At 35.7% G+C, this 26,514-nt stretch carries 20 protein-coding genes and 1 CRISPR repeat array; of the genes, 8 read left to right on the forward strand and 12 right to left on the reverse strand.

The window, feature by feature from the left end:
- Nucleotides 1-2 precede the first annotated feature (2 nt).
- Nucleotides 3-656, reverse strand: a complete 654-nt coding sequence (locus tag QGM60_RS08610) for a rhomboid family intramembrane serine protease (RefSeq protein WP_281139833.1) — start codon at nucleotides 654-656, stop codon at nucleotides 3-5.
- A gap of 62 nt (nucleotides 657-718) precedes the next feature.
- Between QGM60_RS08610 and QGM60_RS08615 the strand changes: the two genes are divergently transcribed.
- Entirely contained in the window at nucleotides 719-1,609 is an 891-nt protein-coding gene (locus tag QGM60_RS08615) for a lysophospholipid acyltransferase family protein (protein WP_281139834.1), read from the forward strand.
- A 12-nt stretch (nucleotides 1,610-1,621) separates the two neighbouring features.
- Here the strand turns inward: QGM60_RS08615 and QGM60_RS08620 are convergent, their stop codons facing one another.
- Entirely contained in the window at nucleotides 1,622-3,130 is a 1,509-nt protein-coding gene (locus tag QGM60_RS08620; RefSeq protein ID WP_281139861.1) for an aminotransferase class V-fold PLP-dependent enzyme, read from the reverse strand.
- Between the two features lie 29 nt (nucleotides 3,131-3,159).
- Nucleotides 3,160-4,548 carry a phosphoglucosamine mutase gene (glmM, locus tag QGM60_RS08625; RefSeq protein WP_281139835.1) on the reverse strand — a complete coding sequence of 463 codons (1,389 nt, stop codon included), beginning with the start codon at nucleotides 4,546-4,548 and terminating at the stop codon, nucleotides 3,160-3,162.
- A gap of 74 nt (nucleotides 4,549-4,622) precedes the next feature.
- Between glmM and QGM60_RS08630 the strand changes: the two genes are divergently transcribed.
- From QGM60_RS08630 to QGM60_RS08645, 4 genes are all read left to right on the forward strand, one after another.
- A complete protein-coding gene (locus QGM60_RS08630; protein ID WP_281139836.1) occupies nucleotides 4,623-5,225 on the forward strand; it encodes an ACP phosphodiesterase in 603 nt (200 codons plus the stop codon).
- Complete coding sequence (ggt, locus tag QGM60_RS08635) at nucleotides 5,222-6,919, forward strand: gamma-glutamyltransferase (protein ID WP_281139837.1); 1,698 nt, start codon at nucleotides 5,222-5,224, stop codon at nucleotides 6,917-6,919. The genes QGM60_RS08630 and ggt overlap by 4 nt, the downstream gene beginning before the upstream one ends.
- Before the next feature lie 85 nt (nucleotides 6,920-7,004).
- Nucleotides 7,005-10,265 (forward strand): S41 family peptidase, encoded by a 3,261-nt coding sequence (locus tag QGM60_RS08640; RefSeq protein WP_281139838.1) that lies wholly within the window; start codon nucleotides 7,005-7,007, stop codon nucleotides 10,263-10,265.
- Nucleotides 10,266-10,369: 104 nt separating this feature from the next.
- Complete coding sequence (locus tag QGM60_RS08645; RefSeq protein WP_281139839.1) at nucleotides 10,370-11,101, forward strand: hypothetical protein; 732 nt, start codon at nucleotides 10,370-10,372, stop codon at nucleotides 11,099-11,101.
- 3 nt (nucleotides 11,102-11,104) lie between these two features.
- Here QGM60_RS08645 and QGM60_RS08650 read toward each other — a convergent pair whose 3' ends face one another.
- Nucleotides 11,105-11,632 carry a hypothetical protein gene (locus tag QGM60_RS08650; RefSeq protein WP_281139840.1) on the reverse strand — a complete coding sequence of 176 codons (528 nt, stop codon included), beginning with the start codon at nucleotides 11,630-11,632 and terminating at the stop codon, nucleotides 11,105-11,107.
- A gap of 363 nt (nucleotides 11,633-11,995) precedes the next feature.
- A complete protein-coding gene (locus QGM60_RS08655) occupies nucleotides 11,996-12,796 on the reverse strand; it encodes a hypothetical protein (RefSeq protein ID WP_281139841.1) in 801 nt (266 codons plus the stop codon).
- A gap of 492 nt (nucleotides 12,797-13,288) precedes the next feature.
- Here QGM60_RS08655 and QGM60_RS08660 point away from each other — a divergent pair, with 492 nt between their 5' ends.
- Genes QGM60_RS08660 through QGM60_RS08670 form a run of 3 tightly spaced genes read left to right on the forward strand, consistent with a single transcriptional unit; the run spans nucleotide 13,289 to nucleotide 14,197 of the window.
- Nucleotides 13,289-13,705 carry a hypothetical protein gene (locus QGM60_RS08660; protein WP_281139842.1) on the forward strand — a complete coding sequence of 139 codons (417 nt, stop codon included), beginning with the start codon at nucleotides 13,289-13,291 and terminating at the stop codon, nucleotides 13,703-13,705.
- Nucleotides 13,706-13,757: 52 nt separating this feature from the next.
- Entirely contained in the window at nucleotides 13,758-13,961 is a 204-nt protein-coding gene (locus QGM60_RS08665) for a hypothetical protein (RefSeq protein ID WP_281139843.1), read from the forward strand.
- Nucleotides 13,962-14,020: 59 nt separating this feature from the next.
- Entirely contained in the window at nucleotides 14,021-14,197 is a 177-nt protein-coding gene (locus tag QGM60_RS08670) for a hypothetical protein (protein WP_281139844.1), read from the forward strand.
- Between the two features lie 713 nt (nucleotides 14,198-14,910).
- On the opposite strand, the gene QGM60_RS08675 is transcribed toward QGM60_RS08670, so the two are convergent.
- From QGM60_RS08675 to QGM60_RS08705, 7 genes are all read right to left on the reverse strand, one after another.
- Nucleotides 14,911-15,282, reverse strand: coding sequence for a hypothetical protein (locus tag QGM60_RS08675; protein ID WP_281139845.1), 372 nt, complete (start codon nucleotides 15,280-15,282; stop codon nucleotides 14,911-14,913).
- Between the two features lie 202 nt (nucleotides 15,283-15,484).
- On the reverse strand, nucleotides 15,485-15,631 hold the full coding sequence (locus QGM60_RS08680) for a hypothetical protein (protein ID WP_281139846.1): 147 nt from the start codon (nucleotides 15,629-15,631) through the stop codon (nucleotides 15,485-15,487).
- A gap of 281 nt (nucleotides 15,632-15,912) precedes the next feature.
- Nucleotides 15,913-16,242, reverse strand: coding sequence for a YegP family protein (locus QGM60_RS08685; RefSeq protein ID WP_281139847.1), 330 nt, complete (start codon nucleotides 16,240-16,242; stop codon nucleotides 15,913-15,915).
- 752 nt (nucleotides 16,243-16,994) lie between these two features.
- Nucleotides 16,995-18,936: a CRISPR direct-repeat array (repeat unit 46 nt; unit sequence GTTGTGAATTGCTTTCAGTTCCTTAATTTTATGGATGATTCACAGG).
- A 96-nt stretch (nucleotides 18,937-19,032) separates the two neighbouring features.
- Nucleotides 19,033-19,338 carry a CRISPR-associated endonuclease Cas2 gene (cas2, locus tag QGM60_RS08690; RefSeq protein ID WP_281139848.1) on the reverse strand — a complete coding sequence of 102 codons (306 nt, stop codon included), beginning with the start codon at nucleotides 19,336-19,338 and terminating at the stop codon, nucleotides 19,033-19,035.
- A 53-nt stretch (nucleotides 19,339-19,391) separates the two neighbouring features.
- Nucleotides 19,392-20,312, reverse strand: a complete 921-nt coding sequence (gene cas1 / locus QGM60_RS08695) for a type II CRISPR-associated endonuclease Cas1 (RefSeq protein ID WP_281139849.1) — start codon at nucleotides 20,310-20,312, stop codon at nucleotides 19,392-19,394.
- Complete coding sequence (gene cas9, locus QGM60_RS08700) at nucleotides 20,309-24,625, reverse strand: type II CRISPR RNA-guided endonuclease Cas9 (RefSeq protein ID WP_281139850.1); 4,317 nt, start codon at nucleotides 24,623-24,625, stop codon at nucleotides 20,309-20,311. Before cas9 ends, cas1 begins: the two co-directional genes overlap by 4 nt.
- A gap of 482 nt (nucleotides 24,626-25,107) precedes the next feature.
- On the reverse strand, nucleotides 25,108-25,722 hold the full coding sequence (locus QGM60_RS08705; RefSeq protein WP_281139851.1) for a fumarylacetoacetate hydrolase family protein: 615 nt from the start codon (nucleotides 25,720-25,722) through the stop codon (nucleotides 25,108-25,110).
- Nucleotides 25,723-26,514 lie beyond the last annotated feature (792 nt).

A 26,514-nucleotide genomic window follows, 5' to 3' on the forward strand; every position in this document is an offset into this window, starting at 1 on the left:
TTTTAATTCAATTTGCCCGTTTTATAAAGCACAAATAATATAACAATAGGTAAAGCTAATAATCCAACATAACCAAGGTCTGTTCTGAAAAGGCTAGGCATAAGTACTAAGGTTATCGCGTAACCACCTATTGCACCTCCAAAGTGTGCATCATGACCAATATTACCAATCCTATTTTTCATACCATAAATAGAATACAGTAAATAACCTATACCAAACACATAACCAGGAATAGGTATAGGAACAAAAAACATATACAAACTCATTTCTGGCTGTAACAAAATTGCTGAATATAAAATTCCTGTAACGGCACCACTTGCTCCTATTGCACTGTACCAATATTCATCTTTATGAAAATATAGAGATAGTAAATTTCCAAACACTAAACTGGCAAAATAAATAATCATAAAATTGACTCTACCTAGCTCAAAAATTACGGCGTCAGCAAAAAAGTAAAGCGTTATCATATTGAACAATAAATGCGTAACATCGGCATGTAAAAAACCTGAACTAAACATACGTATTTGTTCGCCTCGTCTTATACTACCAACATTAAACTTATATTTTTCAAAAAACAAGCGATCTTCAAAACCTTTAAAGGAAATAATAACATTTGCTGCAATAATGACAATTGTTACGATATCTAAATTGTACATAAACTCTAATCTTATAAATCAAATATAGCATATATTTGCTGTTGCAAAATTAACATACTTTCATGCAACTTATTGCCTATATTCTTATTTATCCTATTCTTTGGTTGATTTCTATTTTGCCATTCAGATTACTTTACGGCTTATCCGATGTATTGTGGCTATTTCTTTATAAAATCTTTGGATACCGAAAATCTACTGTGAAAGAAAATTTGAGGTTGGTTTTCCCTGAAAAGTCAGAAAAAGAGATTTCTAAGATTACAAGTCAATTTTACCATCACTTATGTGATATGATTTTAGAAGCTGTAAAATCAATGACTATTTCTGAAAAAGAATTGAGAAAACGCTATAAGTTTACAAATATTGAACTTATAAATAATCTCGAAGAGAAACAACGTAGCATCATTTTAATGTGTGGACATTATGGAAGTTGGGAGTGGATTTTTATAATGCAAAAGTATATAAATTACAAAGGTTATGCTATTTATAAAAGATTAGCAAACAAACACTTCGATAAGCTTGTAAAACGCATAAGAGCAAAGTTTGATACACATCTTATCACAACCAAAGAAACATTCAATATACTGAGTGAATGTAAGAAACGTGGAGAACTCACCATAAATGGTTTTGCTTCCGATCAATCACCAAAAGCCACAAAAGCATTTCATTGGAATGAATTTATGGGCATAAAAGTACCAATGTACACTGGTGCTGAAACCTTAGCCAAAAAACTGGATATGGCAGTAGTATTTTTTGGTGTGAAACGAATTAAACGCGGTTATTACGAAACCTCATTTAAGACCATTACAGAAAATCCGAATGATTATAAAGACTATGAAATTACAGATATGTTTTTCAGACTGGTTGAAGAACAAATCTTAGAAGCTCCACAATATTATTTATGGACACATAAACGTTGGAAACACAGAAACAAAGTTCCTACTCAATTTCAGTAATAGTAATAGCTTTTAATCTAAACTAAACCAAGAATCTACAGCCTCTTTACTTGAGCTTTCTCCAGCAGTTAAAGATTTATGTATAAATTCATTATTGCTTTTAGAATACTCATAGTCTAGTGACCATGCTTCATGGTTTTTAGCTAATTCTATAATACTGTCGCACACATAATTAATTTCGTCATTAGTTGTTGTTGGATGAATAGACATCCTTATCCAACCTGGCTTTCTTACTAATTCTCCAATCGAAATCTCATCGGTAAGTTCATGAGACATTTGTTGATCCACATGAAGTAAAAAGTGCCCATAAGTTCCTGCGCAACTACAACCTCCTCTGGTCTGAATACCAAAACGGTCATTTAATAATTTTACACCAAGATTATAATGCAAATCATCTATGTAAAACGAAACAACTCCCAACCTATCTTTATGTTGACCAGCTAAGATGTTAATGTTAGAAACCGAACCTAATTTAGAAAAAACAATATCCAGTAATTCATGTTCACGCTTAAGCATATTTTTTACTCCCATTTGCTCTTTGAGCTTAATGGACAGAGCTGTTTTTATGGTTTGAAGAAATCCTGGCGTACCACCATCTTCACGATCTTCAATACTATCAATATATTTATGTTCGCCCCAAGGATTAGTCCAACTTACGGTTCCACCTCCAGGACAATCAGGCACCATATTTTTGTACAGTTTTTTATTAAAAACTAAAACTCCAGAAGTTCCTGGACCACCTAAAAATTTATGTGGCGAAAAGAAAATAGCATCCAAGTAAGCTTCTTCATCTTCAGGATGCATATCAATATCAACATAAGGTGCAGAGCACGCAAAGTCTACAAAACAAACTCCTCCATTTTGATGCATTAATTTAGCTACATCATGATAAGGTGTTTGAAGTCCTGTAACATTAGAGCCGCCAACTATGGACGCAATTTTTATAGTATAGTCTTTATAATCTTCTAAAAGCTTTTCTAAGTTTTCAATACTGAATAGTCCATCTTCATCTGGTGGTACGACCTCTACTTTGGCCATCGTTTCTAACCATGAGGTTTGGTTAGAATGGTGCTCCATATGCGATACAAAAACCACAGGTCGCATTTCCTCTGGAACTGTCGTAAAACTCTTTAAATTCTCTGGAATTTTAAGTCCTAAAATACGCTGAAACTTGTTAACGACACCTGTCATTCCATTTCCAGCAACTATCAAAACATCATCGTCATTGCTGTTAACGTGGTCTTTTATAATCTTTTTAGCTTTATGGTAAGCCTTGGTCATTGCAGTGCCTGAAACTGTAGTTTCGGTATGTGTATTGGCAACAAAAGGTCCAAACTCATTGCATAACTTTTCCTCAATTGGTCGGTATAAACGTCCAGAGGCTGTCCAATCTGTATAAATGATTTTTTGCTTTCCAAAAGGAGATTCAAAAGTCTGCCCTTCACCAATAATATGTCGTCTAAATTGGTTAAAGTAAACTTCTAATTCACTGACTTTTTTTGTTAAGTTTTCAGAAATCATCGACATTATATTCTATAATTATAAAGATACTAAATATTAGCGACAGCTTTTATTTCAGCAATAAAACGATCGGCTAACTCATCTGCTTCAGTTTGAGATTGGGCTTCGGTATATATTCTAATAATAGGTTCTGTATTACTCTTTCTAAGATGTACCCAACTATTTGCAAAGTCAATTTTTACACCATCTATTGTGGTTAATTTTTCGTGACTGTAGTTTGTTTCCATTGTGCTCAAAATACCATCAACATCTAATCCTGGAATTAATTCAATCTTTTTCTTACTCATAAAGTAATTAGGATACGTAGCTCTTAACTCACTAACTTTCATTTGCTTTTCGGCTAAAAGACTTAAAAACAAAGCCACACCAACCAAAGCATCACGACCGTAATGTAATTCAGGATAAATGATACCTCCATTACCTTCTCCTCCAATAACTACATTATTCTTTTTCATCAACTCCACTACATTCACTTCTCCTACAGCACTAGCTTCATACATGCCGCCATGTTTCTCTGTAACATCTCTTAAAGCTCTTGTAGAACTCATATTACTGACCGTATTTCCTGGATTTTTACTCAAAACATAATCCGCACAAGCAACCAAAGTATATTCTTCACCAAACATTTCTCCTGTTTCATCCATAAAAGCTAAACGATCTACATCTGGATCTACCACAATACCAAAATCGGCATGTTCGTTAACAACAGCTTTTGCCAAATCACCTAAATGCTCTTTAAGTGGTTCTGGATTATGAGGAAAGTGGCCTGTAGGATCACAATATAATTTTACCGCTTCAACTCCTAAACGTTCTAATAGTAAAGGAATAGCAATACCTCCTGTAGAATTTACTCCATCGACAACAACTTTAAAATTTGCAGCCTCAATTGCTTTTTTGTTGACTAAAGGCAATGCTAAAACCTCATCGATATGTAAATCGATGTAGGCATCATTTTTTGTGATTTTTCCTAAATCATCAACTTCAGAAAATATCATCTCATTTGATGCTGCGATATCAAGAATTTTTTTGCCTTCTTCACCATTCAAAAATTCCCCTTTAGCATTTAATAATTTTAAAGCATTCCATTGTTTTGGGTTATGACTTGCGGTAAGAATAATGCCACCATCGGCATGTTCCATTGGCACAGCCACCTCAACGGTTGGTGTTGTTGATAATCCTAAATCTATAACATGTATTCCTAGACCAACCAAGGTATTCATTACTAAACTCTGAATCATTTCTCCAGAAATACGTGCATCTCTCCCTACTACAACCCTATAGTTTTCCTTATCACGTTGTTGTTTAATCCAAGTCCCATAAGCTGCTGCAAACTTTACCGCATCAATTGGCGTTAAATTATCTTCAACAGCACCACCAATGGTGCCACGTATTCCTGATATAGATTTTATTAAAGTCATAGTTTGTTTTTAGATTTTCAACAAATATAAGGGTTATAGTAAATAATGTTATTATGAATTTGTAAATTCGAATTATGAACTTCTTGGCCCACATTTATCTCTCTAGCGACAACCAACTTTTAACCATCGGAAATTTTGCCGGAGATGGCGTTAGAGGTAAAGATTATACCCGATTTCCTGTACCTATGCAAGCTGGTATACAGCTACATCGTGAAATTGACACATTTACGGATAGCCATTTGGTGGTTAAGCAAAGTAAGAAGCGCCTTCATGAAAATTATGGGCATTACAGTGGTGTAATCGTTGATATATTTTACGATCATTTTTTGGCCAAAAACTGGAAAAACTATTGCAACATTCCTTTAGCTGAATATGTGAATGATTTTTACGAAATGTTGGTGAGACATTTAGATGTTTTACCCGAACGTTTCAAAAAACTGACACCTATAATGATTGAAAGCAATTGGCTATTAAGCTATGCTTCTATTGAAGGTATTCAGGGAATCTTAAATGGGATGAATCACCGAACTAAAGGGCGTTCTAAAATGAATAACGCGACTTATGAACTTGAGAAATATTATGATTTATTCGAAAAAGAATTCACAATTTTCTTTGATGATTTAATAAAATTCAGTGAAGACAAACGTCTAGAAATCGAGAAACAATATAATTTATGAAGCACTTTCTTTCCTTTTGCATTGCAGCACTATGTCTTGTTAACTGTAAAAGCAATGTTGAATCTAAAGAGCAAAACTTACGAGGTGTTACTTCAAAAAATGCCATGGTAGTTAGTGCAAGAGAAGAGGCTTCTAAAATTGGTGTTGAAATTTTGAAACAAGGTGGTAATGCTTTTGATGCTATGATGGCTACCGAAATGGCACTTGCTGTAACTTATCCATATGCTGGGAATCTTGGTGGTGGTGGATTTTTAGTTTACAGACTGGCTGATGGTTCAAAAGGAGCGTTGGACTACAGAGAAAAAGCACCTTTAGCAGCAACAAAAAACATGTACTTAGATGATGATGAAAATATCATCCCAAATAAAAGTACGGTTGGTAGTATGGCTATTGGTATTCCTGGAACTATTGCTGGTGTTTTTGAAGCTCAAAAGCGATTTGGTAAACTAGAGCCTTCTATCATCTTAAAACCTGTAATAGAACTTGCTCAAAACGGTTATGTAATTACAGAAAAGCAAGAATTACGTATTGCTCATTACGATAGTTTAATCAGAGCCGTAAACGGAAAAGAAATTCTTTACAACAATAAGCTAAAGTCAGGCGACACCATAAAAAATAGTGCTTTAGCTGAAACCCTTCAACGTATTGCAGATAATGGTAGAGATGAGTTTTACAAAGGAAAGATTGCCGAAATTTTGGTTAAAAGACTCCAAGCTAGAGGAAGCATTATTACGATGGAAGATTTAGCTAAATATGAAGCCAAATGGCGAGATCCTATTTCATTTCAATATGATGATTTAACTATTACATCTATGTCACCTCCTTCTTCTGGTGGTGTTTGCCTCAACCAAATCATGACCATGGTAGAACCTTTTGACTTAAAAGAACTTGGTCATAATAGTGTAAAATATACTCAAGTTTTGGTAGAAGCTGAAAAACGTTCTTATGCAGATCGCAGTCATTATCTTGGAGATCCAGACTTTGTGGATATGCCAATTGATACCCTTACAAGCAAAAGGTACCTCTCAAAACGTATGGCAAATTTTTCGTTTGAAAAGCCAACTCCTGTGGATTCTATAGCACGTGGAAAAATTACAGGTTATGAAAGTGATCAAACGACCCACTACTCTATTGTTGATCAATTTGGAAATGCTATTGCGGTAACCACAACACTAAATGGAGGTTATGGTTCAAAAGTATATATTGATGAACTCGGCTTTTTTCTTAATAACGAAATGGACGATTTCAGTAGTAAACCAGGCGAACCAAATTACTACGGCCTTATTGGAGCAGAAGCGAATAGCATTGCTCCAGAAAAACGAATGTTAAGTGCTATGACACCAACTATAGTTGAAAAAAACGGTGAACTTTATATGTCCGTCGGAACACCTGGAGGTTCTACAATAATTACTTCTGTATTTCAAACTATCCTTAACGTTCATGAGTTTGAGATGACCATGCAGCAAGCTGTTGAAGCTCCACGTTTTCATAACCAATGGTTACCAGACGAAATCCGAATGGAACCCAACAGATTTAGCAGGTCCCTAATAAAAGAACTTCAGGAATTAGGATATACCATCAACGAAACCAAATCGCCTATTATTGGTATTGTAGATGGCATTTTGGTATTAGACAACGGCATGCTTGAAGGAGGTGCAGATCCAAGAGGAGATGATATTGCCGTAGGTTTTTAACACCCTTTTACAAAATTCAACAGTACTTCTTTGTATATTTAACTTCGCCAATCATCAAAAGACTTACCTCATTAAATCAACCACAATGAAAAATTTCACTGCCATTACGGCGTTATGCCTTTCGCTATTTTCTTTTTCTCAAGGCACACAATTACTAAGACAACCAACCCTTCACGGTGATGATGTTGTTTTCGTTTATGCAAACGACCTTTGGAAAGCTTCAACAAAAGGAGGAACAGCCGTACGTTTAACTAGCGATGATGGTTACGAATCTAGCCCTCACTTTTCTAATGATGGTAAACAAATTGCTTTTACTGCAGAATATGATGGTAATGTTGATGTGTTTGTAATGCCTGCTGAAGGTGGAGAACCTAAACGATTAACATACCACCCAAGTGGTGATTATGTACAGGGCTGGACTCCCGATGGTAAAGTACTTTTTCGATCTAATAGAGAAAGTCAACCAACAATGACCAATAAGTTTTTTACGGTTGCCACCAACGGAGGTTTACCAGAAGCCCTAGAAATACCAAGAGCTGCCTATGGTGAAATGTCCAAAGATGGAAAATACGTTGCCTACACTCCTATCACAGGCTGGGATGCAGAATGGAGGAACTATCGTGGTGGACAAGCTATGCCAATTTGGGTTGTAGATTTGAAAACGAAAGCACTTGTACGAACGTCTCAACCAACTAAAGAACGTCACTTAGATCCTGTTTGGTTAAATGGTTCAGTGTATTTCATGTCTGAACGTGATTTTACTATGAATATTTGGTCTTTCAACCCTTCAACAAAAGAAGAAAAGCAAATTACGTTTCATAAAAAGTTTGATGTCAAAAGTCTTGATGCTAGTGATGATAAAATCGTATACGAACAAGGAGGTTATTTGCATGTATACAATCCCTCAACAGAAAAAACTGAACAATTAAATATTGATGTAAAAGCAGATTTAAACTTCTACAGAACAAAATGGGAAGATGTGTCTGCCAGACAACTTTCTAATCCTAATCTTTCTCCAACAGGTAAGCGTGCCTTGTTTGAATATCGTGGGGAAATATTTACGGTACCAAAAGAAAACGGAAGCTGGATAAACATTACCAATTCGCCAGGTGTAGCTGACAGAAACCCTATTTGGTCTCCAAAAGGAGATAAAATTGCTTGGTTTTCTGATGAAAGTGGAGAATATCAATTAATGTTAGCAGATCAAAATGGTGAAAATGTTGAAACCATTAAGCTACCCAACCCTACATTTTATTTTCAACCTGATTGGTCACCAGACGGAAAATATATTGCTTACTCAGATACAGATTATAATATTTGGATATTGAATCTAGATACAAAAAAAACGAGTATCGTTGCCACAGACCGTTATGCACATCCAAACCGTACTATGAATCCTGTTTGGTCACCAGACAGTAAATGGATTGCATTCCCTAAACAATTAGAAAGTCACTTCAAAGCTATATTTGCTTGCAATGTAGATTCCAAAAAAACGATTCAGATTACAGATCCAATTGCCGATGCCATTACAACGGTTTGGGATGCTTCAGGAAAATACCTATATACTTTGGCTAGTACCAATTACGGTTTACAGTCAGGTTGGTTAGATATGAGTAATTACGATCCTGCAGCTAACTTAACACGTAGTCTTTATGCTGTAGTACTGAGCAAAAATGATAAAGCTCCTAACCTTCCAAAAAATGATATGGAAGACGTTAAAAAAGAGGAAGAAAATTCAAAAGACAAAGACAAAAAAGAAGAAGAGAAAAAAGATAATGGTATCACTGTAACCATAGATGAAGATGGCATTTTTGACCGTGCTGTGGCTTTAGACATGCCAGACAGAAACTATGTAGGCTTACTGAAAGGTCCAAAAAACAAAGTATTTGTTGCTGAAGCTATACCTAACGCAACAGGACTAAAAGTACACACCTATGATGTGGAAAAAAATGAAGCATCTGATTTTACAGATGGAGTATTTCAAATGGTAGCGTCCGAAGATAGAAACTCAATTTTACTATTTCAAAAAGGGAGCTGGGTGTTAACAGATGCTTCCGCACCACCAAAACCAGGAAAAGACAATTTAAAGCTCGATATAAAAGTAAAAATAGATCCTAAAGCTGAAGCGCATCAAATTTTCAAAGAAGGCTGGAGGTTTATGAGAGACTTCTTATATGTAGATAATGTGCACGGAGCACCTTGGGATGATATTTACAAATGGTATGCGCCTTGGATAGATCATGTGCGTCACCGAACCGACCTTAATTATGTTGTAGATATTATGAGTGGTGAAGTTGCCGTAGGACACTCGTATGTTTCTGGTGGTGATTTCCCTGATATTGATCGTGTGCCAGTTGGTCTTTTGGGCTGTGACCTAAAAGCGGAAAACGGTACATACAGAATTGCGAAAATTTATACAGGCGAACGCTGGAACCCTAATATTGTATCACCATTAGCACAACCAGGAATCAACGTTAAAGAAGGGGATTACATTCTTGAAATTAATGGTCAAAAATTGACATCTGAAACCAATCCATATAAATTACTAGAGCAAACCGCTTGGAGAGAAATAAACATTACTGTAAATAATAAACCTTCAGAAACGGATGCTAGAACTATTTTAGTTAAGCCTGTAAATAACGAGCGAGGCTTAAGAACTATCGACTGGATGGAAAGCAATCGCAGAAAAGTTGACGAATTATCTAATGGAAAGCTAGCCTATGTCTATGTTCCAAATACTGGTGGCCCTGGTTTTACAGCTTTCAACAGATACTATTTCTCGCAACAAGATAAGAAAGGTGTAATTATTGACGAAAGAAATAATGGTGGTGGTTCCGCAGCAGATTATATGATAGATGTGATGTCTCGTGAACTGCTTGGCTATTTTAATAGTAAGGCTAACGACAACAGACCTTGGACCACACCAATTGCTGGTATTTGGGGACCAAAAGTAATGCTTATAAACGAACGTGCTGGCTCTGGTGGTGACTTATTACCATACATGTTCAAGATGAAAAATATTGGCCCTTTAATAGGAACCAGAACTTGGGGAGGCTTAGTAGGTACCTGGGATACACCCTATTTTATTGATGGTGGACACATGGTGGCGCCACGTGGTGGATTCTATGATGTAGATGGTAATTGGGCTGTTGAAGGTGAAGGAGTTGCTCCAGATATTGAAGTTATACAAGACCCAAAGTTGACAACACAAGGCATCGATCCACAATTGGAGCGTGCTGTAAAGGAAGCTATGAAATTGTTAGAAAACAATGAATTTGAGTTGAAACCAGAACCAAAAGCACCTGTAAGATGGAAACGTCCTCAAGGCTATAAATCAGATAACTAAGAGTATCGCTTTAGTTTTGATATCACATCATGTAGAGATCATAAAATTTTAAAATAATAACCGCTTTATTAGTTGAAGTACTGTAAAGCTTAATCAACATAGCATTGGCAAAAAAAAGCATATTCAAAAAAGCATTAAAAATAATAGGAGGCATTATCATTTTCTTTACCCTACCGTCTCTCCTACTGTTTGGTTTTATGTACTTAAAATATGATGAAGATTTACCAACAGGGCAACAAGGAGCCAAAGCAGATGCACTTGCTACAAAAATGCTCGATGCCTTAAACGAAGACGCCTATTTGAATACAGATTATTTAGAGTGGACTTTCAAAGGGAGGCATCATTACAAATGGTATAAGCGTGACGGAAAATGTGAAGTCTATTGGGATGATTTCACAGTCATCTTAGACCTTAAGGACTATAGTCAATCTAAAGTATTTGTAGCGCAACAGGAATACAATGGTGTGGAACAACAAAAGTATATAGACAAAGCCATCAACTTTTTTAATAATGATTCCTTTTGGTTGGTTGCCCCTTATAAAGTGTTTGATAAAGGTGTTGAAAGACGCCTAGTCACTACAGACTCCAATGAGGAGGCACTCTTAGTGACTTATACTACTGGTGGATCAACACCTGGTGATTCTTATTTGTGGCACTTAGATAAGGATGGTAAACCCAAAAGCTTTCAGATGTGGGTAGACATCCTTCCTATTGACGGCCTTGAGGCCACATGGGAAAATTGGACAACTACAGACACAGGAGCACTACTCCCTACCTTTCACAAGTTCTTGATATTTGGATTAGAACTTGAGGATATCAAAGGAACAGAGCTATAAAAACTATTTAGATTTCTGGCCTACAAACTGCTGACTCTTCAGCTTAAATAACACATTGAAGCTTGTAAGACTTCCATAACTTCTGGTGATGTATTGCTGTAAGTCTATTTTTTCTTGCTCGTCAAGGTTATTGCTAGAGTTTATTTTCTGTTCCATTACTCTTAAGCGATCGCGCACCATAGTGATTTTATGAAAGAAAGTGTCAATAGGTAATTCTTTACTTTGTAGGTTAGGATCACCTGGTTCCATGATAATTTTTCCACCTTTCCATTTGTCGGCTATGGCAACTACCTCAGACACATCTGACCATTGCTTTAGTATTGCTTTTAGGCTGCGTTCTACTTCGTAAAAACTTACTGTATCGACATCATCTTCTGTGGCTTCTATAACCTCGTACTCACTATCAATATCTATGGTTTCTAATCCTTGATCTATAAAGGTTACCCAATAGTGTTTGGACGTTACGTTTGTTACCACACCTTTTCCGTATTCTGAATGTTCAATTCTAGAGCCTATTCCTAGTAATTTCATCGTTGTATATATGCTTTAATTTGTTTGTTTAATCTCTATTACAATTATAATAATTATTGCTTAGAATGTGGTCTATACAATGTTACTCTTTATTATTTCTTTGTGATGAGGAGCAATAGCCCTTCAAAATTATCTTGACTTCTCCTCTGTAGCCCCTTGGGTTTCCCTCGGCACAACGTCGGCTTAACCTCGGCTTAGCCTCGGCTAAGATCATTGGTTAATAGACGGTTTATAATAGCTAATGTGTTCGACTTATAAAAGCAAAAAAAAATCCCGTACAGCAAAACCATACGGGATATAAAACTTAATACAATAAAGTAGTTAGCAATAGCCTTTGACCAAAAGCCAAACACTAAATACCTACTACCCTACTGTTGCTATTTTCATGCAATGACCTTGGGCAAGTTCGTAAAGCTCACCGTTAACCATTTGATAAAACACAATAGCGGTTGCAGCATACAATGCTGTTGTTACAGGTATCGGTGCGTAAGCTGTAAGGTCTACTACAATGTCTGTAGCACTACCAACCATTCCGCCTATCTCAATAGCATCACTATATGTAATACTTCCTACACCATTTGGTGTATCTTCAACAGGCTCATAAGCATGAACAGCAGAAACCCATTCATAATTGCTTACATATCCAGCCGCTAAAGCCAACTTAAAATGCGTAGCTCCTTCGGGCTTTTTTACCGCATTGCTAGTATTAAAGTCTGGTATACTCCACGTGACTGTGTCACGGTTAGCATTGATAGCAGGTAAAGCTGAAGCTGCCATAAACTGACTATCAAACATTTTGGCTTTATTGAAATTAAAACCAACAAAAGGCTCACGGTTATCAACAAGGTTAATAGTTCGCTGACCACGTAGACCAGCACCATTATTAATAATTCTACGCATAACACCTGCAATTTTACCACTGATGTTAGGTTCGCTTACCAAACGTATAATATTAGGAAAGCACTCTCTGAACGCCTTACCACTTTGTGTGGCACCAGCAAATTCTTGATTGTTTTCTCGTGTACGTTGGTAAGCAGGGTCATTTCTCATACGGTTACGATTAACTTGACTTTTCTTTTTTACCAAGTTTTCACCGTTGCTTCTGTAGAACGTTAATCCGTCTAACGTTCCTTCTAATTGAATAAAGGAATTATTCTTTGCCATGTTTAATGGTTTTGTGACATGTATAGCTGGCATTTTGTAGCCATACCATGTCTGGTTAAGTTGTTCCAAACTCGTTTTGGGACAGTTAATAAATTAAGGGGATGATACAGTAGCTGATAACACTAGTTATTATCCTTAGCAATCGATCGTTTTGCTAAACCACTGTGCGTCAAACATATAAAATAATTTTTAATAGAAAAGTCGATCCAAAAGTCACATCATCACAAAAACCCCTTGTTTTCAGAGAATTACATAATTTGAAGTATTAATTATCTTACAATTTTAACAGATTCACTTTTCAACCCGAATCCCTGTTAAGAATATCATAAAAATGCCTTAACACTAAATTTATATGCAAATAACACTTTATTAACCAGTAAATTACACTTTACACAAGACTTAGAGGTAAATTTGTATGAGTCAACTTTATAAGTTTTAGAGTTAACAGGTTAGGTGTATTGGAAGTAGTTTTGGAAAAAACAATATCGTATTATGGCTTTTTTATCAAAAGAAAACAAACAATCCATTCTCATCTATTCTGAAAGCTCTAACGTAGGTAAAGCTTGTGAGACCCTCATAGCATCAATGGACACCCCAATACGGTGTATAGATATTGATAGTGAAACGCTATCGGATATGATATGGCTAGAGATTACCACGATGATGAATGTAGATTTAGGAGGGCTTTTAAACCCTGAGGTATCACCAGCATTACAACACCTAGGTACAGAACACAATACGGTAGGCGATTGGCTTAGGCTAATTAACCAAAAGCCTTATATACTACAATACCCTATTGCAATTGATGGTACTGTAGTAAAACAGATTAAGTCTGAAGAAGAGGTTTTACAATTCTATAATGGGCTTTTAGGTACAGCGCGAACAAAAATCAATAAAAAAGCGGTGTAACACCATGTGGTAGAGCGCGTAAAATAGATATAAATTTTAAAAACAATAACATATGATTGCTATAGGAACCACAGTAAAATGGGGTAGAAAAGAGTCCCCTGATGTTGGAATTGTCAAAGATTATTATAAATTTGTATCTAAGGAATATGCGCTTAAACACCAGAGAGCCATATTAATAGAAACGTTAAACCATAAACACGTATTAAAATTAGAATCACAAGTTGACCCATTACCCCCTAAGAACATTTTAGATTAATATATATAGACAACAACAACTAAGCAACAAATCGGTGTTAATCTTAAAAATGTATTACAATGGCAACACATGCAACAAGTCTTAACCAACAAGCAGTAAACGACAGAACTTTAAGAAAAGCGAAGTCAAAAGAAGAAAAAAAGAAACAATTTTATTTTATAACAGGCCTTGTCCTATTAGCAGGCTTCCTATACTTGGGAGCAAGTTTATTATATCACACCTACTTAAGTTTGTAACTACAGACTTAAAAGGCGTGATTTTTTTTAATACATTATTTTGGAAAAACTATTACGTATCATAGGTGCCGCTTGGGGTGCCAAGAAAATTGGCGGTGGCAAATGCGGCTGCATAGGCACTATTGTAGTGTTTTTTATCCTGTACTGGCTACTCGGCTATGTGTTTGAGATCTTTTAGGTGATCTCGATAAAACTTTACTTCTTTATTTATTAAACTATTATTTATTCGCGCTGTCACACTGAGCCTGTCAAAGTCCTTCTTTAATGTTCATTTTGTCTTGATACAAAACGAACCAAAAAATCAAAACGATTTATAGGAAGTTGCAAAGCACCATTCGCTAATAACTGCTTATATGGTATTAAAATAGGTGACTGTTCTTCAATCCTAGATTTGAGTTCCTAAGATTGATGTGTGCTCATTACTTCTTAAAATCGTTGGTTCCGACCGTGTCGGAATTAAATTTGAGCCATATTGCTTTTGATGATTTGTCATTCTGAATTTATTTCAGAATCTGTTACATGAATGAAAGTGAGATGCTGAATAAAGTTCAGCATGACAGTAGCAAGTTAAAGATTGCTTCGGTCGTGCCTCGCTCGCAATGACGATAAGCACGGAAGGCTTCTCGATACAATTTGCTCGAAACTCACAAATCACTCGAAGTAACGAAACCCTGTATACTAAACACCAACAACCAAACACCAAACACCAAACACTACATCACATTACCCTTAAAGTCTAACTGACGCCCTTCCTTAGCTGCTTTTTTATCCATATTAGAACCCACAACCATACCAATAGCCATGCCTATAGGTAAGCCAATACCTAAAAAGGCCATGTTACCCATGGTCGTACCAAAAACAACCCCTAACGGCAAACCAAAGGTAGACATGCCCAATACTGTCCAAAGCTTTTGATAATAGCCTTGGGGTACAAGCTTTAAATGTTTTTCTAAATATTTAAGGATACAGTTCTGTTTAGCCCAAACCGTTTTGTACAGCTTAGGATCTGTAGTAGCTTTAGCATTCAGTTCCTCAAGCTGAGTATTTATATAAGTTATGGCCGTATCTGGCAGGTCCCGTTGCACTAGTTCTTGTAACAAAGCTTTTAGTGTACTAAGCTTGTCCTTAAACTTAGGATTAGGGTTTTGCGCTGCTTGATGTGTAATCTCTATAAAGACCATAGTTATAATACTGTTCTTATAACTATAGGTAGCCTATTATGCTATTTTGTTACAGAGCGTTCTGTAAACATCACATAGGCTTTATATACATACTGATAGCCAGCGGCTAGATAAATAAAAATGCTAACTCTTCTTTAGAAAATCCTTTAGAGATTCTAGTCGTTGCGTTTTTTTGATCTGCTTTTGTAGCATCTGGTTGTGGTCTAGTCTTGGACTTTTGCCATCTGTTCTGAAAGAATTGTGGAAATTTCATAGTCTTGTTTTTTCGTTAATACTATAGTTACGAAATTCCTATCGGTTTGGATGCCTAATTGTGGTTTAATTTCACTTAAAATCAAAGATTTAGCATTGTGTTAACATTAAGGAGTGGTTAACCGGCATTGCGAGACACCATAACGTCATTACGAACACAGTGAAGCAATCTCAAATTAGCGACTGTCATGCTGAACTTGTTTCAGCATCTCATCTCACCTTACTGTCAGTCTGAGCTTGTCGAAGACGTATTTTATTTTCTATTTTTTTAATACAACAAGACTACGTTAAATCGTCTATTGTGGCAGATGGTGCATTGTTCTTTACTGATGTAATACCATTTTCCATAGCGCTGTTTGATGAGTATGTTTCACTTGTACCTATAACTTGCCCATTAGATGCTTTAAGGTTAAAGTAAGGGGCGCCAGATTTTGATACTAGGCGCTCATATTTACTATCGTCTGTAGCATTAGTTTTTACTGATTTGATACCGTTTTCACAACTGCTTTTAGCTTTATAACCTTCACTAGCTAAAATATTTTGCCCATTTGATGCTTTTAATCGGAAGCGGAATTCCCCTCTTTTGTCTGTGTACATTTCAAATTTTCCCATGCTGTTTATTATTTTATAAGATGTCCTAAGATAGTTATTTTTATTGGTAAATCATTGTACTTAAATGAGATGTCAACTTACTAAAGCAAATTCAGTATAGGATAGTTAGTACTACAAATAGTATACTAAGTTGTTTTGCTTGTTCTCGATACTGTCATGGCGAGCACACCATAAAGTCATTGAAAGTGTGGAAAAAAGAGTGTCAACCTGTTTTTTTATACACTATGAGATTCTGAAACTAGTTCAGAATGACAAGGCTAATGTCATTGCGAGTGAGGAACGAGCGTGGCAATCTTTCTGTTGTTTTAAAATTATTCCTTTGTCATTCTATGCTTAACACGGAATCTATTTTATTTATGTGATGTTGCTATGTTTTTTTTATCCCTTTCAGTTCCTTAATTTTATGGATGATTCACAGGGGTGCAGAGCTTTGGATTATGCTTGTGGCTGTTGTGAATTGCTTTCAGTTCCTTAATTTTATGGATGATTCACAGGTTCTCCACCGCTAGGAGCTTCACCATCGGTGTTGTGAATTGCTTTCAGTTCCTTAATTTTATGGATGATTCACAGGTGAATGTTGTGTTGAAGCTGCATAAACTCTGTTGTGAATTGCTTTCAGTTCCTTAATTTTATGGATGATTCACAGGAAAGGAAAACGGTTCCGTTATTCTGGTACGTTGTGAATTGCTTTCAGTTCCTTAATTTTATGGATGATTCACAGGGGTGCGAATAATAGTTTATAGCAACTGTTGGTTGTGAATTGCTTTCAGTTCCTTAATTTTATGGATGATTCACAGGAAAACCGAAATATCTAAAGATAGCATTAACGTTGTGAATTGCTTTCAGTTCCTTAATTTTATGGATGATTCACAGGACTCTAAATACAACACACCTCCTGAAACTCGTTGTGAATTGCTTTCAGTTCCTTAATTTTATGGATGATTCACAGGAAGCCGTTTCTTGCCAAAGGTCGATTATAGGTTGTGAATTGCTTTCAGTTCCTTAATTTTATGGATGATTCACAGGAACTGGCACTTCAAACTGTACGCCATTCATGTTGTGAATTGCTTTCAGTTCCTTAATTTTATGGATGATTCACAGGTTTGTAGATGAATTTAGACACGATGTAATGGTTGTGAATTGCTTTCAGTTCCTTAATTTTATGGATGATTCACAGGGATCATTAAAAAAGCATTGTCAAAGATTGGGTTGTGAATTGCTTTCAGTTCCTTAATTTTATGGATGATTCACAGGCATTACAACAATGCGGATTTGTAAGTTTCAGTTGTGAATTGCTTTCAGTTCCTTAATTTTATGGATGATTCACAGGCCGTAAAGTGGGTATGTCAAAAAGGACACAGTTGTGAATTGCTTTCAGTTCCTTAATTTTATGGATGATTCACAGGTATCATAGAGAGCAGGTAATCATATATTAGGTTGTGAATTGCTTTCAGTTCCTTAATTTTATGGATGATTCACAGGCGAAAACCTCGTAGTTAACTTTGAGCTGTCGTTGTGAATTGCTTTCAGTTCCTTAATTTTATGGATGATTCACAGGATAAGCATAGTCACCATCTGCTATGTCTGGGTTGTGAATTGCTTTCAGTTCCTTAATTTTATGGATGATTCACAGGTCTTTTAAATTCACCAATAACACCAAGCGGGTTGTGAATTGCTTTCAGTTCCTTAATTTTATGGATGATTCACAGGTGTTAGACGTAGCCCAAAGACTTGTATACAGTTGTGAATTGCTTTCAGTTCCTTAATTTTATGGATGATTCACAGGCTTTTTTTGGTTAGCTTCTTCACCCCACCAGTTGTGAATTGCTTTCAGTTCCTTAATTTTATGGATGATTCACAGGTTTAAACAGAAGGTTTATGTACCTAAGTCGTTGTGAATTGCTTTCAGTTCCTTAATTTTATGGATGATTCACAGGCAATGGTTATTTGGTTAATGCTGAAAACTAGTTGTGAATTGCTTTCAGTTCCTTAATTTTATGGATGATTCACAGGCGAAGGTAGTTTCGGACGAAAAGAACTAACGTTGTGAATTGCTTTCAGTTCCTTAATTTTATGGATGATTCACAGGATCTACCATCAACTGAACCTTTAAACAACAGTTGTGAATTGCTTTCAGTTCCTTAATTTTATGGATGATTCACAGGCGCAACATGTACTACTTGTGATGGTAAAGGGTTGTGAATTGCTTTCAGTTCCTTAATTTTATGGATGATTCACAGGAACCTTAGCAAATGGATTGCTTGTTACATAGTTGTGAATTGCTTTCAGTTCCTTAATTTTATGGATGATTCACAGGTTTGTTGTTCTTCATCGTCTGAAACATAAGGTTGTGAATTGCTTTCAGTTCCTTAATTTTATGGATGATTCACAGGTGCTTTAGTTCTGTCTAATTCTTTTTTTTGTTGTGAATTGCTTTCAGTTCCTTAATTTTATGGATGATTCACAGGATCTTGTTCTATAACAAAACTAGAACCATCGTTGTGAATTGCTTTCAGTTCCTTAATTTTATGGATGATTCACAGGAAAGGGTTATCTAAGAAAGTAGTTCTTAAGTTGTGAATTGCTTTCAGTTCCTTAATTTTATGGATGATTCACAGGATGATCTTCACCTGATGGTACGTTAGCTTGTTGTGAATTGCTTTCAGTTCCTTAATTTTATGGATGATTCACAGGATACTTTCTATAAAAAGCTGGTATCCTGTTTTTTACGAAGCTTATAGAAATTAGCAAAAACACCCCTAAAGTCCCCTCGAGGGGACAGTCACTCGTTTAAAACAATTCTAATTGTTGGCTTGGGGGTTCTAAATCGGCTTCATTTTGGCCATGAAATAGTTCCATCATCCCAAACTGTTTGTCGGTTATTTGCATTATACAGACCTTGCCCTTTTTAGGAAGAGCGTTCTTAGTGCGCTTAATGTGTACTGCTGCATTTTCTCTACTAGGGCAAAACCTTGTGTAGATGCTAAATTGAAACATTCCAAACCCATCATTGAGCAAATTTTTGCGAAAACGTGTAGCTGTCTTACGTTCTGTAATGGTCTCGGTAGGCAAATCAAAAAACACCAATACCCACATACATCTATATTGGTTGAGTCGGGTTAAATAAGAATCCATAATTGATATTCATATTAATTGGCAAAAGTTTCTAGAGACGATTTAAGTTCTGGATATAGTATTTTTCTACGACTCCCCTCAAAACATTCGTAAAGGCTCGCTGTGGTACGGCTCATGGCATTCATTAATGGACTTTGCTTACCATCTATGACCACATCCATAGCTGGGATCATCAACAAATCAGACTTTATATTGGTATTAAGACCCTCTAAATTACACCCTGTTTCTACAATATCGTAAACCAAAACATCTACAAAGGGCCTATAAGGCTCCATAACATCATCTGCCAAACAAAACGCATTATATTTATTATGGTGAAAAATACCAACCGATGGCAGCAAGCCACTACTCACCAATGCCCTTGCCGTAACCGCACGTAAAATGGCATAGCCATAATTGAGCAGGTTATTGGGTGGTACACCTTTTTGGTTACGACTAAACCCATCAATATCAAATAAATTCTGAAAATAATATGCAGCAGCTAAGGCTTCTTGATTGTTCCAATCCCCTGTTTTAACATCTTTAGCATAGCGCTTTAAACGCAGCGCATTTTTCCCTCGTGCCAAAAAATGTTGAGCTTGGTTATCTATCTTGGCCGTAACAGTTTGTTGCCACAGATTCTTTTTTAAAGGTACGCTAGCATTAAGCTGATGACGCATACGTTCGGTCTGCTCACTATGTCCCACTAAAGGCTGCAAAAAACCACAAGGCAAATGCTGCTTATCGCAAGTAATAACGGCTGTTTTATTTTGTACCAACTTCATAAGCAACCCATTGGTAATGGTAATTTGTGGATCTTCCAATACCACATAACCCAAATCTTCAATAGGTAGGATCACCTCTTTTTTATCCGCTTCAGGAAAATTAACCACCAATTGTTCATTTTTGGTACTGAGATAGGCGGGATTGCCGAAAAAGAGGGTGCGTTTTATCATTTACTAAGCCAAATTAAATTACCTAATATCGAAACCTCAAAATCATAATTTTCATAAAGAAAGTTCCAATTATTATTTGAGATTTTTAAAAAAGATGGAATTATGTTTTCTGGAAATGATGAATATTCTGTTTGATAATTATTAATCATCTTTTTTACTTGCTCTTTTATCAACTTGTCAGAAACACTCTCGATCTTATTTAACCTATCGTTAAAATTGTATTTTCGTTTTTCAAAATCTTTCTTTCTATCAGCTAAATTCGTTATAGTGGTGTTTTCCAGTATTTTAGATATGCCCATTTTCACCTCTTCACTTGTTAATATTTTGTGTTTTTGTTCATTAACATTTTTTCTTACATCTGTTATAGCTTGAGCCTCTAAATGATATTGAAGCATAATCCTTTTTCCATCATTTGCAAATTGGGTTATACGATAGAGTCTGTTCTTTTGAAACTCCACATCTTCCCTTTGTTCATACTCACTGTCGTCATTCAACATCAAAACCTTTTGTCCAACTTTTAATAATTTAGTGTCTTGGTAACCACTTAAATTTGGATGAAACATTTCCATATACAACTCTGGTGAGAACTTTTTATGCGCCATAAACACCTTGGAAACCTCAAAAGAAGCCACCGGAATCATTTTACGCTCAATCTTATCATTTATGTTTTTTTGAAGCATTACAGCATAAGGAATTGAACCTGCTGCTGAATAATAATAGTTCTTATGCTCATGTTCCGAACGGTAATTGACACGTTGCTTTACAACTTGCCCTGCTTTTGATTTTACCCTAACATGTCTTATTTTATTACCTTGAGGGTCTGTTGCTTGACTTTTTTGAGTTCTTATTATTTCCCTAATGACAGGGTCTATAATATCATCCACTTTAGACAGCACATCTTTTAATGGTTTACGTTCGGTAAACATAAATTCATCTTCACCTGTTTTGTATTTCCAATCTCCGTTTTCACGTATTGGTTGACCGTCGGGATAACGTTCTACATCTCTTATCTTCCCTATAAATGTTTGTTTGTACAAAGTACTTCTAACAGTATCACCTTGTGATTTTTTTATGATTCTTTCCCCTTTTTCATCTGTCACAAAATTTTCACATTTGTCTTTCACATACTGTAATTTGCCACGCTTTCTTACATTTTTTATAGTCTGTTGCAAGATTTTATCTTTTTCATAATTAACAATAAGTATCTGGTTTTCAATGCTATTTATTAATTTTTGCGAGTTAAATGAATCGAAAGGTTTAGTGGTAAATTGCTTACCTTCTCTTTCTTCCATCTTATACATCTTATCCAACAAGGCATCCCTTCGGCTACTGTTAACTGGTATGAGTGTAAGCACAGCAGCATCAATAGCATGGTGTGTATGCTTATTCCTGCTTTTTATCTTATCGGTTTCCTGAAAACCATATATTTTTCTAAACTGAGCAGTTACCTCCCCTTTTTGTACCGCTACTTTTTTAAAATATGTCTTTAAAAACTCTCGTGCATACTTACTTACCATTTGCGTATCTACCAATTGTCTTCTTGCCCAACTATCTTTTACCTCATCAGTTGTAAATCGCTCTACTTTATTCTTCCAGTACTCATAATGCATCCTGTAGTAATGCTTTTCTTGGATACGCTTGCTCTTTTTGGCCTCATCTTCGTTTCCAGTGGACTTTAGCCTGCTTTCGAATAAGGACTTGTAATTATCCCTAGTTTTTTCCCATTCCCTTAAGCGTGGTTTTATGGCAGTACCTTTACCCGCTACATCTTCTTCATAATTTTCGCAAAAGAAAGGCATTAATTTTCCTTTATCGTCCCTATTGTATTTAGCATAGCAAACTGTAAGGTTTGCCATTGTGTTATCTGGTAATAGACTTCTTGGAATAGTATGCTCCACATCAATATCACTTGAAAACAATTGAGCAATGGAAATCATTTTTCCAGTGTACATACATTGTCCTTTTTGCTCCATCCATAATTCATATCGTCTAATAGCTTTTTTTTCGCTTAAAATCTCACTGTTTCTCTTGTTGACAATTTTCTTTCCTGATTCATCAAAAGTCTCTTCAAAGGATTGTTCACACCACAATTCAAAATCACGAATACGCTCTTCAACATTAAATGATTTGTTTTCCTTAGTCTTAAACTCTTCAAGGAAAGCTCTGATTTTTTCCCGTTTTTTTCGTCGTTCATTTTGATAACGTTCAATAGCTGCTCTCTTATTGTTATCATTCAGTTCTCTTGCCACTTCAACCACCACTTCAGTATCTTCATCTATTTCCCCTTCTAGAATAAGCTCATTAACCAAACGTCTTAAAATGCTCATGGATTTATTGAACATTGGGTTTTTTATACTGTCTATCAATGGTATAGGTAGTATGTCTTTGCCTGTATTTTTGTCGGTTACTTTAGTACCATATATATTTTTTCTGTTGGAATGGTGGTATAATTCTCCGTTTAAGTTTATACCATGTTTTGATAGTGCTTCACTGAACAAACTAGTCAATGTAGACACTTCTCGATATGCCCTTTTAGAATCGAAGAAAAATTCTTGGTATTCCTTCCCTACTTCATTGATAATGGTCTCTTTATCTTCTCTTCTATCCCAAGAATTTTTACCGAAATAACCCATACAAGCATTAATTATGTCCCTTTTATCTTCCTCGGTGAGTAGGTACTCAAAATCTTTCCATGCTCTTACTGGTTCTCCAGTTTCCCTCCAGTCTTCCACCTCTCCTTTATAAGCATCAATTAAATTATTGGTAATTCCAACAATCATTTTATGCCAGTTATATAACTCACGGCTGCTTTTAGCCAGTTTTAGGATGGTTCCTTTTTGATATTCCCATTCATTCTCCATTAATTCCGGAAACTTAGCCAACATAACCGCGTCATTATACAAATAACCTTGCTTTAAAAACGGAATGATTTTCTTCAGTGCCTTTAAGCTTAGGTCGCCATAACCTACAGTTAGCTTATTTTTTAGAATAACTAATGGCGATAAAGACACTTCTTTCTTATTGCGCTTAACAGTAACATTCTCAATGTTAAGTTTCTCAATTGCAAAACTTTCTAGGTATTCTTCGTCAAAATCAAAAACGGCATGCCAAATATCCAAAATGGAATAACCTTTTATAATTTTTGGTGCATTGCCCATATGGTAATTCTCAATATTCATTAGAGAGTCATATACCAACTCTCCTAATATTTTGATTATCCCATTACAAAAAGGCATACCCGAAACACTTGTTTCGTACTTTCCTGTTTTTTTGCTTAAAGGGTAATTGTATTTTGTTTTTTGCTTAAGTTTTTTGTCTAAATACCTTCTTATATCTTCAAACTTAAAATTGTCCTTTTTTATAAAAACATCATTAAAAAGCAATTCCCTTAAATCTTGAGGCAAGCTTTGTTTTTCATCATCTTTATCATAATACTTTATGGTATTTATGAATTGCCAAGCTCTTGAAATCTCAAAAATTGGATGAGAGACAGGACATCTTAATTTTGAAGGTTCTAACGTACATTTTCCAATGGCTCCTTTCTGGGAACGTAAAGGACGTTGCCAAATAATGGATTTCCACAGGCTCAGTACAAATTGGTCGTGATAGCCATATTTGCCATCTCTGGAAACATTATACCCTTGTGCTTTACAAATTAATTCAAGTTCGTTTTGGTATTCCTCTCTGTAAGGATATTCATTTCGTGCTCTAATACCTTTGTCTAAAAATTCGTTTTTTAAGGCTTCAGCAATGGTTCGGTTATTATCAAGTGCTTTTTGAAACCCACTTTCACCTCTTCTTTTAATTTGAGTTTCGGTCTCTTTATCAGATTCCCCAATGTCCTTATACCCTCTTCTTTGGACGAGATGGTATAAAACCCTTCCAAATTCATGCTTGGTTAATGGCTCGTCTAGTGCCTTTACTCTCAATTCGTATGGATTTTTATACTTTTTGCCTCCTTGGTAAGAAAAATCACATGACAACCAGCTTAAAAATTTTTCATTTTCAGGAAACATTCTTACCTGCCCTTTCTTATACTTGCTCCAAGATTCTAACTGTAAAATATTTAAAGGCACATATTCACTATTTTTACATAGAATTTCAAGTAACTTCCATTTCCTGTATTTTCTAGCCCTAATAAGATTTCGTTTAGAGCGTGCTTCTCTTCTATCTCTCGTAGGCGAGCTATACCCACCTTGCCCCTTAACCATTCCTGAGGGAAATGTTATCACTCCTTTTTTAGAAATTTCTTCCCCATCTCTAATTGCCCAACCTAATGAAGAGCTTCCTAAATCTAAACCCAATTTTGCCATATTATATTTTTTTCTTAATTTAGTGTCACTGAAAGACAATTCACAACAAGGCTTAAAAGCCACAGAAAATTCTAAACGACTGCCTAGGTAGTCGTTACTTTTTTTAAAAGTATCCCATCATTTCATTTTTATTTTACGGTTTACCATAAAAGCAATTCACAATAAGGATTATTCCGTTGTGAAAACATTTAAAGCGGCATTTGTATAACAAGTGTCGTTTTTTTTATCACATCGCTAAATTTTAAGTGCTTAGGTATACTCTAAGAGACATGTTTATTTTCGGGAACATATCATAAAAGTCACTCTACTTTTATAGAAAAGTAGCACCAATAAATTTAAACAAAGAATTAATTAGTTATGTAAAAAAGCTCCTCAGGCAAGAGTCGCTGTTAATTAATTAAGGGATTCTAAATATATAAAAAAGCCCTTGATTGTGCAAGGGCTAACGTTATACTTATTTGGTAGTCTTTTGAATAGAGAGCCTACACCAGCTTAAAATCTAGCAACAACTCGCCTTCTATAGCGGCTTGTAGGTGATCGCCTTTTTCCACCAAACCTGTACCACTTGCTGGTGTACCTGTAAAGATAAGATCTCCTGGTTCTAAGGTCATAAATGAAGAGACGTACGAAATGATTTCTGCAAAGGTATAAATCATAAGACTGGTGTTACCGATTTGCGTTTGCGCATTGTTGATTTTAAGATCAAAGTTGATATCCGCTAAGTTCTTAAACTCCGCGATAGGCTTAAATGCCGACATTGGTGAGGCACCATCAAAACCTTTGGCCAAAGCCCAAGGGCCTTTTTGTTCTCTACTAGCATTAAGGACGTCTTTTGCTGTGAAATCTATACCAACAGCAATCTCCGAAATGTAAGCATCGGCATCTTCTAAAGCAATGGCCTTACCTTGCTTGCCTATTTTGGCGACCAACTCTACCTCATAGGCCAGTTGATTGGTGATACCAGGAAACGGTATGTCTTGGTTGTTGGTGACTAAGCTAGATTCTGGCTTTGTAAATATGGTTTGCGCACCTGTTTTTAGAGCGTCTATTTCTGAAGCATCCGTTACGTAATTTTTGCCTATGCCTATTATTTTCATGAGGAATTATGGGTTAGTTTTTTAAGGCACTAAAGATAGATAATGTAAGATTCTGGTACAATGATTTTTTTTATTGTATTGTAGTTACTAACGAAGCAATCTAAAACAACTACTGTCATGCTGAACTTGTTTCAGCATCTTATTTTCATTCAAACAATAGATTCTGAAATAAATTCAGAATAACACTTCAAATAATAAAGAGAAAGTAGCTCAAACCCAATTCCGACACGGTCGGAACCAACGATTTTCAGAAGTAATGAGCTCCATCAATCTTAAGAATTCAAAGCTAGGACTGAAGAGCAATCACCAATTATACTACAACATAAGCAATTATTAGCGAATGGTGCTTTGCAACTTCCTATAAATCGTTTTGAAATCAAAGATTCACGAAATCAATAAAATAAATATATCTTGAGTAATTTTTGGTTCGTTTTGTATCAAGAACTGCGTAGCACATCATGAGTTCTTAAACAATGAATATGGACGAATACAAAATGAACATAAGAAACAAACTAAATTTAGATTCTGAAATAAATTCAGAATGACACTACAAATAATAAAGAGAAAGCAGCTCAAACCCAATTCCGACAGCGTCGGAACCCGCTGTCGTAAGTATATATAATCAAAATACGTTAAAAATAGCGGAAGCCTTGGACGCTATTTAGGATTTTGATTATGGTTTCAAAAGCACGACAGTGCTATTGAAAATACCTACCGACAGTAATAGACTTTTTGGTTCGTTTTTGGTCTTTCAATTGCGTAGCACATCATGAGTTCTTAAACAATGAATAT

Source organism: Winogradskyella sp. SYSU M77433, from assembly GCF_029911945.1.
In the GTDB taxonomy this organism is placed as follows: Bacteria; Bacteroidota; Bacteroidia; order Flavobacteriales; family Flavobacteriaceae; genus Winogradskyella.